Origin of the sequence: Blautia hydrogenotrophica DSM 10507, from assembly GCF_034356035.1 — a bacterium.
Taxonomy (GTDB): Bacteria; Bacillota; Clostridia; order Lachnospirales; family Lachnospiraceae; genus Blautia_A; species Blautia_A hydrogenotrophica.
On the sequence record NZ_CP136423.1, the window covers coordinates 693,895 to 707,065 of the forward strand.

The 13,171-nt window shown below is 45.8% G+C and carries 11 protein-coding genes, 4 tRNA genes and 2 rRNA genes; 15 read left to right on the forward strand and 2 right to left on the reverse strand.

What is annotated here, in order from left to right:
• The first annotated feature begins 12 nt into the window (after positions 1–12).
• Positions 13–945 carry an ROK family glucokinase gene (locus tag BLHYD_RS03345; protein WP_005947691.1) on the forward strand — a complete coding sequence of 311 codons (933 nt, stop codon included), beginning with the start codon at positions 13–15 and terminating at the stop codon, positions 943–945.
• Positions 946–1,025: 80 nt separating this feature from the next.
• Here BLHYD_RS03345 and BLHYD_RS03350 read toward each other — a convergent pair whose 3' ends face one another.
• Entirely contained in the window at positions 1,026–3,629 is a 2,604-nt protein-coding gene (locus BLHYD_RS03350; RefSeq protein ID WP_040350468.1) for a transglycosylase domain-containing protein, read from the reverse strand.
• 563 nt (positions 3,630–4,192) lie between these two features.
• On the opposite strand from BLHYD_RS03350, the gene BLHYD_RS03355 reads away from it, so the two are divergent.
• Positions 4,193–4,849: a YigZ family protein gene (locus BLHYD_RS03355; RefSeq protein WP_005947695.1), complete on the forward strand. Its 657-nt coding sequence runs from the start codon at positions 4,193–4,195 to the stop codon at positions 4,847–4,849.
• 282 nt (positions 4,850–5,131) lie between these two features.
• On the opposite strand, the gene BLHYD_RS03360 is transcribed toward BLHYD_RS03355, so the two are convergent.
• Entirely contained in the window at positions 5,132–5,653 is a 522-nt protein-coding gene (locus BLHYD_RS03360) for a peptidylprolyl isomerase (RefSeq protein WP_021844280.1), read from the reverse strand.
• Between the two features lie 171 nt (positions 5,654–5,824).
• Between BLHYD_RS03360 and tsaE the strand changes: the two genes are divergently transcribed.
• The 13 genes from tsaE to BLHYD_RS03425 all read left to right on the forward strand — a co-directional run bounded on the left by tsaE (position 5,825) and on the right by BLHYD_RS03425 (position 13,158).
• Positions 5,825–6,259, forward strand: a complete 435-nt coding sequence (gene tsaE, locus BLHYD_RS03365) for a tRNA (adenosine(37)-N6)-threonylcarbamoyltransferase complex ATPase subunit type 1 TsaE (RefSeq protein WP_005947700.1) — start codon at positions 5,825–5,827, stop codon at positions 6,257–6,259.
• Complete coding sequence (gene tsaB / locus BLHYD_RS03370) at positions 6,256–6,966, forward strand: tRNA (adenosine(37)-N6)-threonylcarbamoyltransferase complex dimerization subunit type 1 TsaB (RefSeq protein ID WP_005947702.1); 711 nt, start codon at positions 6,256–6,258, stop codon at positions 6,964–6,966. The genes tsaE and tsaB overlap by 4 nt, the downstream gene beginning before the upstream one ends.
• A 22-nt stretch (positions 6,967–6,988) precedes the next feature.
• Entirely contained in the window at positions 6,989–7,423 is a 435-nt protein-coding gene (rimI, locus tag BLHYD_RS03375; RefSeq protein WP_021844282.1) for a ribosomal protein S18-alanine N-acetyltransferase, read from the forward strand.
• Between the two features lie 71 nt (positions 7,424–7,494).
• A complete protein-coding gene (locus BLHYD_RS03380) occupies positions 7,495–7,743 on the forward strand; it encodes a hypothetical protein (protein WP_005947706.1) in 249 nt (82 codons plus the stop codon).
• Positions 7,744–7,772: 29 nt separating this feature from the next.
• Positions 7,773–8,681 carry a ribonuclease Z gene (locus tag BLHYD_RS03385; RefSeq protein ID WP_021844284.1) on the forward strand — a complete coding sequence of 303 codons (909 nt, stop codon included), beginning with the start codon at positions 7,773–7,775 and terminating at the stop codon, positions 8,679–8,681.
• Positions 8,682–8,693: 12 nt separating this feature from the next.
• A complete protein-coding gene (tsaD, locus tag BLHYD_RS03390) occupies positions 8,694–9,716 on the forward strand; it encodes a tRNA (adenosine(37)-N6)-threonylcarbamoyltransferase complex transferase subunit TsaD (protein ID WP_055163863.1) in 1,023 nt (340 codons plus the stop codon).
• 1 nt (position 9,717) lies between these two features.
• The gene (gene ispD, locus BLHYD_RS03395; RefSeq protein ID WP_005947712.1) at positions 9,718–10,467 is read left to right on the forward strand and encodes a 2-C-methyl-D-erythritol 4-phosphate cytidylyltransferase; all 750 of its coding nucleotides are present in this window, start codon (positions 9,718–9,720) and stop codon (positions 10,465–10,467) included.
• A gap of 58 nt (positions 10,468–10,525) precedes the next feature.
• Positions 10,526–10,611 (forward strand) — tRNA-Ser (locus tag BLHYD_RS03400).
• A 73-nt stretch (positions 10,612–10,684) separates the two neighbouring features.
• A tRNA-Ser gene (locus tag BLHYD_RS03405) sits at positions 10,685–10,774 on the forward strand.
• A 334-nt stretch (positions 10,775–11,108) separates the two neighbouring features.
• Positions 11,109–12,642 (forward strand): 16S ribosomal RNA (locus tag BLHYD_RS03410).
• Positions 12,643–12,784: 142 nt separating this feature from the next.
• Positions 12,785–12,902, forward strand: a 5S ribosomal RNA gene (rrf, locus tag BLHYD_RS03415).
• Between the two features lie 13 nt (positions 12,903–12,915).
• Positions 12,916–12,989 (forward strand) — tRNA-Ile (locus BLHYD_RS03420).
• A gap of 96 nt (positions 12,990–13,085) precedes the next feature.
• Positions 13,086–13,158: transfer RNA gene (locus BLHYD_RS03425), tRNA-Ala, on the forward strand.
• The last annotated feature ends 13 nt before the right edge of the window (positions 13,159–13,171 follow it).

Here is a 13,171-nt window from a genome sequence, read left to right on the forward strand (position 1 = left end):
AGACAGAAGACAATGAAGAGATATTGTTTTGGAATAGACGTGGGTGGAACTACGATCAAATGCGGCTTATTTCAGACAGATGGAAAGCTGTTAGAAAAATGGGAGGTCAAGACCCGTACGGAAAATTCTGGGGAAAAAATATTGCCGGATATTGCGGATACAGTGGAAAAAAAATTACAGGAAAAAGAGATCTCCAAAGAGGAAGTAATCGGTATCGGTGTAGGAGTACCGGGACCGGTGAATTCGCAGGGAGATGTGATACAAGCTGTCAATCTTTTCTGGGGATATAAGAAAGTCTCTGAAGAGCTAGAGGCGCTGACAGGGATTCCGGCCATGGCCGGAAATGATGCCAATGTAGCTGCATTGGGAGAAGCGTGGAAAGGTGCGGCAGCAGGAGAGGACAATGTAGTTATGGTAACTCTGGGAACCGGAGTTGGCGGCGGAATTATTGTGAACGGCCGTATTCTGTCAGGTACGCACGGCGCGGGCGGAGAGATTGGGCATATGAATGTGAATCATGAGGAGACGGAGTCCTGCAATTGTGGGAATCAAGGGTGTTTAGAACAGATGGCGTCAGCCACAGGAATTGTCAGAATGGCAAAGAAAATTCTATGTAGTTGTGAGGATGAGAGCATGCTCAGGCAGAAAGAAATCACTGCGAAAACCGTCTTTGATGCTTATAAGCAGGGAGATCAGCTGGCACAGAGAGTTGTGGAAATCTTTGGAGAATATCTTGGTGGAGCGCTTGCCTGTATTGCTTGCGTGACAGACCCCAGTGTAATAGTTGTGGGCGGTGGTGTATCAAAAGCAGGAAAGATCTTGACAGATTGTGTTGAAAAGTATTTTAAGAAATATGCATTTTCTTCCTGTAAAAATACACCGATTGTGCTGGCAAAATTAGAAAATGATGCTGGGATTTATGGAGCTGCTAAGATGGTTTTGTAAATTTTATCAGGAGTTCATATAAAAAAATCGCTTAGGCTGTACGGTCTAAGCGATTTTTTATGTTTTCACAATATTATAACTCAGCTAGAACCAGTTGGTTCTGTAGGGATGTCTCCCGGGTCTTCAGTGCCGGGATCTTCTCCGGGATCCGTTCCCGGATCTTCGCCGCCGGGATTTTCACCAGGATCTTCACCAGGTTCCTCTCCAGTATTGTCGTCTCCGGGATTTTCGCCAGGGTCAGGAGTGGGGGTGCCGGTAGTGCCTGTATCCGTGTTGGACTTATCTGTGTCATCATCGTCGTAGTCTGTAGCTGGTGGTGTGTAAGTGTAATAGTGTTTTTCACAACGCTGGGTCGGAAGAGAGGTGATATCAAAATATTCTGTGACTGTTGGGCAGCCCAATCTGGGAAGCAGTCCAGTCGTAGAACAAACGCTCTCTTTTTCGACGGTCGGCGGCTGTTCAAAATCTTTGTAATCCAGATCTTCGTGTAACCTCGACATGACCTTTTGCCACAAAAGTTTGTGAAAATTCCTCGACATATAGTCAGACGGAATTTTTTCATTGTTATCGTAACCGGACCATACAGCACAGCAGTAATAAGGTGTGTAACCCACGAACCACAGGTCGTTGTAGGTGTCGGTGGTACCAGTTTTACCGGCCACTGGCATGTTGCTCAACTGACAGTTCGTAGCAGTTCCGTATTTGACAACATCTTCCATTGCATTGGTTAGGAGCCAGGCGGTACTCTCTTTGATTACCTCGGTCTCTTCCGGGGTATTGTCTATAAGAACATTTCCTTCCCTGTCCAAAATTTTTGTGAAATAAATAGGTTTGATATACTTACCGCCATTTGCGATTGCTGAATAAGCCGCGTTTAGCTCCACGTTCGTGACACCGTAAGTGATTCCGCCCAATGCCAAGGGAAGGTTAGCGTCACTGTAGACGTTGCCATCAGAATCTGTATCAGAGGCATCACCGTGAGCCAGTGTAGTGAACCCAAAGCTGTCTAGATATTCCAATCCCAGACTAGGAGTTACTTCTTCGAGACATTTTACAGCAACTACATTGACAGAGTTTTGGATTGCTTTTCGAATCGTCGTCTCTCCGCCGTAACTGTTGTTTGAGTTTCGAACGGGAGTCCCGTCAGGATACTCGTAGGGCTCGTCCTCAAAAGTAGTGGCCAGTGTCATACCTTTTTCGTTCAACGCTGGAGCGTAGGTGGATAGTATCTTAAAAGTAGAACCAGGCTGACGGGTAGTGTCTGTGGCACGGTTTAAGGTCAGGCTGGCAGCTTTCTCACCACGGCCCCCGATCAGAGCCTTTACGTAACCAGTGCTTGGGTCAATGATACTCATAGAAGACTGCGGCTGCGGAGCGAAGCTGACTCTCTCAGCGATTACCGTGCTGCCGTCGGCAAGGATAGAAGCCTTATACTGGTCTACATAAGATTGTCCTTCTTCAGGAGAATCAAACAGTAAATCAAAATCAGGGTCTTGGTTTTTGAAGTAAAGAGTCAGCATCTCTTTGCTGTAGTTTACTTCCTCGCCGTCAGGATTCGATACAGTGAGAGCAAAGTCCAGGGCATACTGAGTACCGCTTGGGAAATTGTCAGGATTCGAATACTCTTCATCTAAGATAGTCTGAACCTCTGGATCCAAGGTGGTGTATACGTCTAACCCTCCGCTGTAAAGAGCGTTTCTGGCCTGCGTCTCAGTATATCCTTTGACGCTTACTAAGGCATCGATGGCCTGATCAATTACTTCGTCCTCGAAATAAGTGTACACAGAAGTGGTTGTCGTTTGTGATTCTGTTTGTTGAATACGGGAATAGACATCGTCTGCCAATGCTTCTTCGTATTCCGATTGGGAAATATACCCTTGTTCCAGCATTCGTTCCAGGACAACCTTTCGACGTTTTGCATTGTCTTCGGGATTAATGATCGGATTGTATTTGGTAGGGTTCTGTGTAATACCGGCTATGGTAGCACATTCAGAAAGGGTTAAATCTTTGACGTCTTTGTTAAAATAGCGCTGGGCGGCTGCCTGCACACCATAGGCTCCAGCACCGAGATTGATGGTATTCAGATAATTTTCCAAAATGACTTCTTTGTCATTGATCTTTTTTTCCACCTGAATTGCCAGATACTGTTCCTGGAATTTTCGTGTGAATTTTTCCAGCCAGGTAGATTCGTTTGTCCAGTCTGTAAAGACATTGTTCTTCAATAACTGCTGGGTTATGGTACTGGCGCCTTCTGAAAAGGTACCGTCGGAGACGCCTTTGACAAATGCACGGAGGATTCCGCGCACGTCTATTCCGTTGTGTTCATAGAAACGTTCATCTTCGATGGCGACTACAGCGTGCTGGAGATCCAGAGGGATATCGTCAATGGACACAGGAAGACGGTTTGAATCTGGAGCTGCCAGCTTTCGAATCTGATTACCGTCTCCGTCGTACAGGAAAGACGCGTAGCCGAGGGGCATAATGTCGATGTCATCCACATCAGGCGCATTATCAATAACTCCTTTAAAGGCACCGATTCCGCCGAAGATGACGATGACGCCTAAGGTGAGCAAAGATATGAATAAAACCCGCAAAGCGGATACGTGTGCCCGTTTTTCTATCATGGAAGATCGAGAAGTCAAAGCCTTACGCTTCTTAGAAGTCGATTTTTTTCCGTAATTCATAGCACTCCTCCTTATAATCCTACTTATTATAGCAAATAAAAAAAATGAAATAAACCCCCATAGCGAAAACTTCACAAAATATAGATAACATTTTAGAAATGATTAATAAATAACAGGCAGAGACTTTTGAAAAAAAGTATGATAGAATAAATGGTAACTATTCAGCCATGTAAGTTCAGATTTGTAACTACTGCTTTTCAGCCGTATACGCGTCGGAATCTTCGCTCATGGCTGAGCGCCATATGTTTGATAAGATCAAAACTTCTCTGCAAGCAAGATTGCGCTGGAGTTATGTTCTGTAATAGGAAAGAGTTTGTCGCGCTAATGCATGAAAGACCTTTTTTACTACACGAGCGCTCCGATAAGGATACGCACGCCGCAATAAAGTAATGCACCACAAAAAGAGTTTGCGGCGGCGCGAAAATGGGACGCGCCCTTCAAGATTGCGGGGATGAGGGAGTTGAATTAGGCTTGCTCACTTTGTTCTTAGCAGTCGCATGGCTTAAATAGTTTATATAAATATAATCAAAATATTAAGGAAATAGACAATTAGAGGTATCGTTATGTTGGAGAGATATAAAACGGTCTACGAGGGGGGACAAGGAGAGATTGTAGAGAAAAAATCTCGATTTATCGCAAACGTCCGCCCAGTGAAGAGTGAGGAAGAGGCCCAGGCTTTTATAGAGGAGATGAAGAAAAAATATTGGGATGCCAGACACAATTGTTCAGCCTATGTGATCGGAGAGCACAGAGAATATACTCGTTGCAGCGATGATGGGGAGCCGAGTCAGACGGCGGGACGTCCTATGTTAGATGTATTGTTAGGAGAAGATTTGTATGACACGGCGGTTGTGGTAACTCGTTATTTTGGTGGTACTTTGCTGGGTACCGGCGGATTGGTGCGCGCATATTCAAAAGCCGTTCAGGAAGGATTGGCTAATAGCTGCATCATAGAGAGAAAGCACGGGATCTTATTGGCTGTGGAGACAGATTACAATGGAATCGGCAGGATACAATATTTGGCGGGGGAGAGAAGAATTCCGATACAGGAAGCTGAGTATACAGAAAAAGTATGTCTGAAGCTCTTGGTTCCGGTCAATAGTATGGATGAGATTCAAAAGGCCATCACTGAGGGAACGAGCGGTAAGGCTAAGATGAGGAAAGTAAAGGAACTGTATTTTGCAGAAAAAGACGGAGAGTATCTGCTCTATGAGATTTGAGAAGAAGAATCTCTGTGTAATAGAGGCTTTCCTATAACGAGACAAAGTGGGCAAGCCCACTTCGGTTCTCTGTTCTTTCTCAATCTTGAGGGGCGTGTTCCACTTTGTGTGCCGCCGCAAAACCGTTTTGCGGTGAAATTCCTCATTGTTGTGTGCACATCCTTAGCAGAGCGTTTATGTTATAGGAAAGGATTTTCGCGCATTGGCGTGACAAGGCCTTTCCTATAATTATGAAAAAGGCACCGCTCTAGCAGTGCCTTGGAGATCTTTTCCTATCCGATCTTAATGGAGTATTTCTGGGTCTGGATAGTCAACGCCGAAAGTCTCGACAACCATAGATTTAATAACTTGGGGTTCCAGAGGTTTATCACGAAAATCAGTGGGAACTTCGGCGATTTTGTTAACTACATCCAGACCTTCAGTGACTTTTCCAAAGGCTGCGTAGCTTCCATCTAGATGAGGGGAAGTCTTGTGCATCAGGAAAAACTGGGAGCCAGCAGAATCTGGATGCATGGCTCTTGCCATGGAGAGAACGCCTGGTTCATGTTTTAACTGGTTTACGAAACCATTCTGAGTGAATTCTCCCTTGATGCTGTAACCGGGACCGCCCATTCCAGTTCCGTCGGGACATCCACCTTGAATCATAAAACCGTTGATGACACGGTGAAAGATAAGTCCATCATAAAAACCTTTTTTGACGAGGCTGATGAAGTTATTTACTGTATTAGGCGCGATTTCCGGATATAATTCTGCTTTCATTACGTCACCGTTTTCCATGGTGATGGTTACAACTGGATTTGCCATGATAATCTCCTTTATATATTGGTGTATTTTCCTAGATCTATCTAACAGGAATAAATTCTATTATAATATGATCGGAAAAATCATGCAAGAAAAAGGTAGAACATTTTTTGTGGGAATGCTATAATGCAAAAGTTAAGAGATAATTAAGAAATAGTCAATGAGGATGATAAAATGATATATGAGACCAACAGTGCACAGGAGACCTTTGAGTTGGGCAGACGAATTGGTCAGCAAGCGAAGAAAGGACAAATCTATACCTTAGAAGGGGATCTGGGAGTGGGAAAAACCGTGTTGACCCAGGGGGTGGCAGCAGGGTTGAAGATTACAGAGCCGATTAGCAGTCCAACGTTTACGATTTTACAGGAATATCAAGAGGGACGCCTCCCTTTTTACCATTTTGATGTCTATCGAATTGGTGACGTGGAAGAAATGGAGGAGATCGGATATGACGATTATTTTTTTGGAGACGGTATCTGTCTGATCGAGTGGGCGAATTTAATTCAGGAAATCCTGCCAGAGAATGTAATTTCTATTGTTATAGAAAAAAATTTGGAAAAAGGATTTGATTACCGCAGAATTACGTTGGAAGGGGTGAATTTGGAATGAAAATTTTAGGAATTGACAGTTCCGGGCTGGTGGCATCTGTGGCAATAGTGGAAAACGATGTGCTTTTGAGTGAGTACACGGTCAATCACAAGAAAACACACTCACAGACGCTGCTTCCAATGTTGGATGAGATTGTGAAGATGCTGGAGTTGGATTTAGAACAGATCGACGGGATTGCGGTGGCAGCGGGTCCCGGATCGTTTACAGGGCTTAGGATAGGGGCGGCGACTGCAAAAGGGCTGGGGCTGGCATTGAAAAAACCGTTGATTTCCGTACCAACTGTAGATGCTTTGGCATATAATCTATATGGCGCGCAAGGTGTTGTTTGTCCTATTATGGATGCGCGTCGCAGTCAAGTCTATACAGGGATATACCGTTTTGTGAATGGGGATTTTCAGATCGTAGAGGCACAGAAGGCTGTGGGAATCCATGAGATTTTGGAAGAACTTAATGAACTGGGAGAGGCAGTGACTTTTCTAGGAGACGGGGTACCAGTCTTTAAGGAAACGATTATGACTGCGAGTCAGGTACCAGTATATTTCGCACCGGCGCACCTAAACCGTCAGAGGGCTGCGTCAGTGGCTTCTCTGGGAACTATCTATTATATGAAAGGAAAGGTTCAGACGGCGGCGGAACACCAGCCGGAATATTTAAGATTGTCTCAGGCCGAGCGCGAAAGGCAACAGAGACAGCAAGGAGACCAATAACGAAAGAAAGGTGGGTGGTACCGTGGTAAAGATACGAGAGATGGAGATGGATGATCTAGAGAGCGTAGCTGTTTTGGAAGAAGAATTGTTTCAGGTGCCTTGGTCTTTGAATGGGTTGTTTTCTTTTTTTCTAAGAGAGGATGTCTGTTTTTTTGTGGCTGAGGAAGAAGGGAAGCTCGTAGGCTACTGTGGAATTGTTACGGTTTTGGATGAAGGAGATATTGTAAAGGTCGCTGTCTCTGGAAAATATCAGCGCAGAGGTGTTGGGCGCAGGTTGCTGCAAGGAACGATGGAGAAGATGCGAGAAAAGGGTGTTCGTGTTTTTCATTTGGAAGTCCGAGAGAGTAATCAAGCGGCAGTCGGCTTGTATGAAAAGCTGGGTTTTGTAAGAGACGGGACTCGAAAGAACTATTATGAAAATCCCGTGGAAGATGCAATACTTATGAGTGGAAGTTGACATAATTTCCCGCTGGACTTTTGGGTTCATCCAGGTATACTTGGAGACAGAACAGAAGCAGGAGGGTACTTATGAGAAATTATGAGAGAGATAGCTATGGAGAACCGAGAAAAGTTACCTGCAATCAATGTGGGAGAGTAATTGTAAAGCAAAATGGAATTTTGCGGGAAGATGTCTGCTGTATACAAAAAAAGTGGGGATACTTTTCCAAAAAAGATGGAGAGATTCATTCCTTTGTTCTGTGTGAAGCGTGTTATGATCGGTTTATCAAGGGATTTCAAGTTCCAGTTACTATTGAGACAGAGACGGAGCTTATGTAATTGAGATTAATAGAAAAGGTTGAATAAGAATGTTGGATGTATGTTTGTTAGGATGCGGTGGAATGATGCCGCTGCCGAGAAGATGGCTGACTGCACTAATGACGAGATATAATGGAAGTACTCTTTTGATTGATTGTGGCGAGGGGACTCAGGTGGCCATCAAGGAAAAAGGGTGGAGTTTTAAACCCATTGATGTGATTTGTTTTACACATTTTCACGGAGACCATATTAGTGGTTTGCCGGGCTTGCTGTTGACAATGGGAAATGCGGATCGCACAGAACCTTTGACACTGGTAGGGCCAAGAGGAGTGGAACGTGTGGTGAACGCGCTCAGGATTATTGCGCCGGAACTGCCTTTTCCGATTCAGTATATAGAATTGACCAAGGCTGAAGAGGTGTTGGAGTTGAACGGGTATCGGATTACTGCATTTCGGGTGAACCACAATGTAGTTTGCTATGGGTATTCGCTGGAGATATTGCGAAAAGGGAAGTTTTCGGTGGAGAATGCCCATGCCCATGAGATACCGCAGCGTTTTTGGAGCCGTCTGCAAAATGGGGAAACGATCGAGGAGGCGGGGAAAACTTATACGCCTGATATGGTGTTAGGTCCGGATCGAAAAGGAATTAAGGTAACTTATTCCACGGATACGAGGCCCACGGAATCCATTGCGCGAAACGCGGTGAACTCTGACCTATTTATCTGTGAAGGAATGTATGGCGGAAAGGAAAAGGAAGCAAAAGCGAAAGAATATAAACATATGACTTTTACAGAAGCGGCTACTCTTGCGAAGGCAGCCAAGGTAAAAGAAATGTGGCTGACACATTATAGTCCGTCTTTGGTGCGGCCGGATGAATTTCTTCCTGAAGCCAGAGAAATTTTCCCGGAAACGTATTTGGGAAAAGACGGGAAAAGTGTCGAGCTGAATTTTATAGATTAGGATGGAGAAGAGATGGAAAAAGATACGTTAATTTTGGCGATAGAGAGTTCTTGTGATGAGACTGCGGCCTCAGTGGTGAAAAACGGAAGGACAATTTTATCGAATGTGATTTCTTCACAGATTGAATTGCACAAACTTTATGGTGGTGTAGTTCCTGAGATTGCGTCTAGAAAGCACATTGAAAAAATTAATCAGGTGATAGAACAGGCGCTGGCAGATGCTGGAGTAACTTTGGAGGATCTGGACGCAGTAGGGGTTACTTATGGCCCCGGATTGGTGGGGGCTCTTTTGGTGGGAGTTGCCGAGGCAAAAGCCATCAGCTATGCGAAAAAGCTACCTTTGGTGGGAGTACATCATATCGAAGGGCATGTATCTGCCAATTATATTGAACATCCGGATTTGGAACCTCCTTTTCTATGTCTGATTGTGTCAGGGGGACATACGCATCTGGTGATCGTAAAAGATTACGGGGAGTTTGAAATTTTGGGCAGGACTAGGGATGATGCTGCGGGGGAGGCTTTTGACAAGGTGGCCCGCGCAATCGGTTTGGGATATCCGGGAGGTCCGAAAATTGACAAGTTGTCTGATGAGGGAAATCCAGAGGCAATCGAATTTCCAAAGGGAAAAATCGAAGGAGCACCCTACGATTTTAGCTTCAGCGGAGTGAAATCGGCAGTGCTGAATTATCTGAATCAAGCTAAAATGCGGGGGCAGGAGGTAAATGCAGCAGATTTAGCAGCATCCTTCCAGAAGGCTGTGATAGAAGTACTGGTGGAACATACGATGCAGGCAGCAAAAGACTATCAGATGGAAAAAGTAGCTGTGGCGGGAGGGGTGGCTTCAAACCGTCATTTAAGACAGGCGATGAAGGATGCCTGTGAGAGAAATGGTTGCCTGTTTTATCATCCGTCACCGATTTTCTGTACCGATAATGCTGCGATGATTGGCGTAGCTGCTTACTATGAGTATCAAAAAGGGACCAGGCACGGCTGGGATTTGAATGCGATTCCGAATTTGAAGTTAGGAGAGCGTTAAGATGGGTGAGAAGTGTACGGCGATTGTTCTGGCGGCAGGACAGGGAAAGAGAATGAAGACAAAAATACAGAAACAATTTTTGTCAATTCAAGGGCATCCGGTTCTCTATTATTCTCTGAGATGTTTTCAGGAATGTGAGTGGATGGATGAAATTATCCTGGTGACAGGGCAAGAGAGTCTGGAATACTGTCGAAAAGAGATTGTAGAAAAATATCAAATCACGAAAGTAGCCAAGATCATTCCAGGAGGAAAAGAGCGGTATGACTCTGTCTATCAGGGACTGCTGGCGTGTGCAGACACAGATTATGTCTTTGTACATGATGGAGCACGACCGATGATCACAGAGGATATTTTGGATAGGGCTTTTGCGGCGGTGAGAGAGTGCGGGGCTTGTGTTGTGGGGGTACCATCGAAGGATACGGTGAAGGTAGCAGACAGTGAAGGATATGTGTCTGAGACACCGTCGCGAGAACTGGTGTGGAATGTGCAGACGCCACAAGTTTTTTCCTATAATATACTGCGCGAAGCTCACGAAAATATTCGGAAGAGAAAAATGCATCTGATTACAGATGACGCCATGGTGGTAGAACAAGAAGGTAGATGCAAGGTGAAATTGGTTTTAGGTTCCTATGAAAATATAAAAATTACGACACCAGAAGACCTTGAAATTGCGGATATCATTATAAAGAATAGGGAATTTCGGAAAAACGAGGAAAAACAGAAAAAAACTTGTAAAAGTATATTGACATGAAAGAACAATGATGGTAATATACATTTTGCGCTGACAAAGTCGGTGTGAAAGATTAGCTGGAGAGGTATCGAAGTGGTCATAACGAGGCGGTCTTGAAAACCGTTTGTCCGCAAGGGCGCGTGGGTTCGAATCCCACCCTCTCCGTTCGGCATTTGCGAACATTTGAGGAAAATGAGGCGCACGTGTCAAACATATAGATTTTAGATTAGGGCATTTTGGAGAAGTACCCAAGCTGGCCGAAGGGGCTCCCCTGGAAAGGGAGTAGGTCGTTAACAGCGGCGCGAGGGTTCAAATCCCTCCTTCTCCGTTCGTTATATTAATCAGTCAAAAGAAAGTCAAAAAAACTTGAAAAAAGTTCTTGACAGGAGAGGAAAGACATGGTAATATAACAAAGCTGCTTCAAGCGAGGCGCCAGGAACTGACAAAAAAGTTTAAAAAAGCTAAAAAAGTTCTTGACAAACAGAAAGCGGTTTGGTAAGATAATCAAGCTGACTCGCGAGAGGGAAGCAAAGAACCTTGATAACTGAACAGTAAAACACATAGAACTCGAAAATTCTTTACATTCAAGAACGGTTTGAACGAACCAAAAGCAGTAATGAGGAATTAGGATAGCCAAGGGTTATCCTGAGACATCAAACACTAATTCAGAGAGTTTGATCCTGGCTCAGGATGAACGCTGGCGGCGTGCTTAACACATGCAAGTCGAACGAAGCGATAGAGAACGGAGATTTCGGTTGAAGTTTTCTATTGACTGAGTGGCGGACGGGTGAGTAACGCGTGGGTAACCTGCCCTATACAGGGGGATAACAGTTAGAAATGACTGCTAATACCGCATAAGCGCACAGCTTCGCATGAAGCGGTGTGAAAAACTGAGGTGGTATAGGATGGACCCGCGTTGGATTAGCTAGTTGGTGAGGTAACGGCCCACCAAGGCGACGATCCATAGCCGGCCTGAGAGGGTGAACGGCCACATTGGGACTGAGACACGGCCCAAACTCCTACGGGAGGCAGCAGTGGGGAATATTGCACAATGGGGGAAACCCTGATGCAGCGACGCCGCGTGAAGGAAGAAGTATCTCGGTATGTAAACTTCTATCAGCAGGGAAGAAAGTGACGGTACCTGACTAAGAAGCCCCGGCTAATTACGTGCCAGCAGCCGCGGTAATACGTAAGGGGCAAGCGTTATCCGGATTTACTGGGTGTAAAGGGAGCGTAGACGGTTTGGCAAGTCTGATGTGAAAGGCATGGGCTCAACCTGTGGACTGCATTGGAAACTGTCAGACTTGAGTGCCGGAGAGGCAAGCGGAATTCCTAGTGTAGCGGTGAAATGCGTAGATATTAGGAGGAACACCAGTGGCGAAGGCGGCCTGCTGGACGGTAACTGACGTTGAGGCTCGAAAGCGTGGGGAGCAAACAGGATTAGATACCCTGGTAGTCCACGCTGTAAACGATGAATACTAGGTGTCGGGTGGCAAAGCCATTCGGTGCCGCAGCAAACGCAATAAGTATTCCACCTGGGGAGTACGTTCGCAAGAATGAAACTCAAAGGAATTGACGGGGACCCGCACAAGCGGTGGAGCATGTGGTTTAATTCGAAGCAACGCGAAGAACCTTACCAAATCTTGACATCCCTCTGACCGGGAAGTAATGTTCCCTTTTCTTCGGAACAGAGGAGACAGGTGGTGCATGGTTGTCGTCAGCTCGTGTCGTGAGATGTTGGGTTAAGTCCCGCAACGAGCGCAACCCTTATTCTTAGTAGCCAGCAGGTAGAGCTGGGCACTCTAGGGAGACTGCCAGGGATAACCTGGAGGAAGGTGGGGATGACGTCAAATCATCATGCCCCTTATGATTTGGGCTACACACGTGCTACAATGGCGTAAACAAAGGGAAGCGAAGGGGTGACCTGGAGCAAATCTCAAAAATAACGTCTCAGTTCGGATTGTAGTCTGCAACTCGACTACATGAAGCTGGAATCGCTAGTAATCGCGAATCAGAATGTCGCGGTGAATACGTTCCCGGGTCTTGTACACACCGCCCGTCACACCATGGGAGTCAGTAACGCCCGAAGTCAGTGACCCAACCGAAAGGAGGGAGCTGCCGAAGGTGGGACTGATAACTGGGGTGAAGTCGTAACAAGGTAGCCGTATCGGAAGGTGCGGCTGGATCACCTCCTTTCTAAGGAAAAGAGAAGGAGTAGAGGAGACATGTGTTTTACTGTTGAGGTATTAAGGGAGGAGGAAGTTCTTGCGCACAGGGGTGCGAAGAACAGCTTTCGTACTAAGTTCGGTGCGGAGCGCCTCACTAAGTACTCAATGCTTCTGGCGGCGATGCGTTTGGGGGAGACACCCGTACCCATCCCGAACACGACGGTTAAGACCCAGACGGCCGAGGGTACTGCACTGGAGACGGTGTGGGAGAGTAGGTGGCTGCCAGATTAGAAAAAAGGAAGGGCTTATAGCTCAGCTGGTTAGAGCGCACGCCTGATAAGCGTGAGGTCGGTGGTTCGAGTCCACTTAAGCCCATAGGTCTTTGGGATACCGTGCATGGAGGAACAAAGGCCCACTTAAGCCCATAGGTCTTTCACAAAAGACCAATAAAAATTTGAAAATACCCAATGAGGGGATGTAGCTCAGTTGGGAGAGCACCTGCCTTGCAAGCAGGGGGTCGAGAGTTCGAATCTCTTCATCTCCACTCAGCAGGAAGA

What these genes read in the sequence shown, in the direction of transcription:
- BLHYD_RS03345 (WP_005947691.1), top strand. Translation starts at nt 13, where the DNA reads ATGAAGAGATATTGTTTTGGAATAGACGTGGGTGGAACTACGATCAAA.
- BLHYD_RS03350 (WP_040350468.1), bottom strand. Translation starts at nt 3,629, where the DNA reads ATGAATTACGGAAAAAAATCGACTTCTAAGAAGCGTAAGGCTTTGACT.
- BLHYD_RS03355 (WP_005947695.1), top strand. Translation starts at nt 4,193, where the DNA reads ATGTTGGAGAGATATAAAACGGTCTACGAGGGGGGACAAGGAGAGATT.
- BLHYD_RS03360 (WP_021844280.1), bottom strand. Translation starts at nt 5,653, where the DNA reads ATGGCAAATCCAGTTGTAACCATCACCATGGAAAACGGTGACGTAATG.
- tsaE (WP_005947700.1), top strand. Translation starts at nt 5,825, where the DNA reads ATGATATATGAGACCAACAGTGCACAGGAGACCTTTGAGTTGGGCAGA.
- tsaB (WP_005947702.1), top strand. Translation starts at nt 6,256, where the DNA reads ATGAAAATTTTAGGAATTGACAGTTCCGGGCTGGTGGCATCTGTGGCA.
- BLHYD_RS03380 (WP_005947706.1), top strand. Translation starts at nt 7,495, where the DNA reads ATGAGAAATTATGAGAGAGATAGCTATGGAGAACCGAGAAAAGTTACC.
- BLHYD_RS03385 (WP_021844284.1), top strand. Translation starts at nt 7,773, where the DNA reads ATGTTGGATGTATGTTTGTTAGGATGCGGTGGAATGATGCCGCTGCCG.
- tsaD (WP_055163863.1), top strand. Translation starts at nt 8,694, where the DNA reads ATGGAAAAAGATACGTTAATTTTGGCGATAGAGAGTTCTTGTGATGAG.
- ispD (WP_005947712.1), top strand. Translation starts at nt 9,718, where the DNA reads ATGGGTGAGAAGTGTACGGCGATTGTTCTGGCGGCAGGACAGGGAAAG.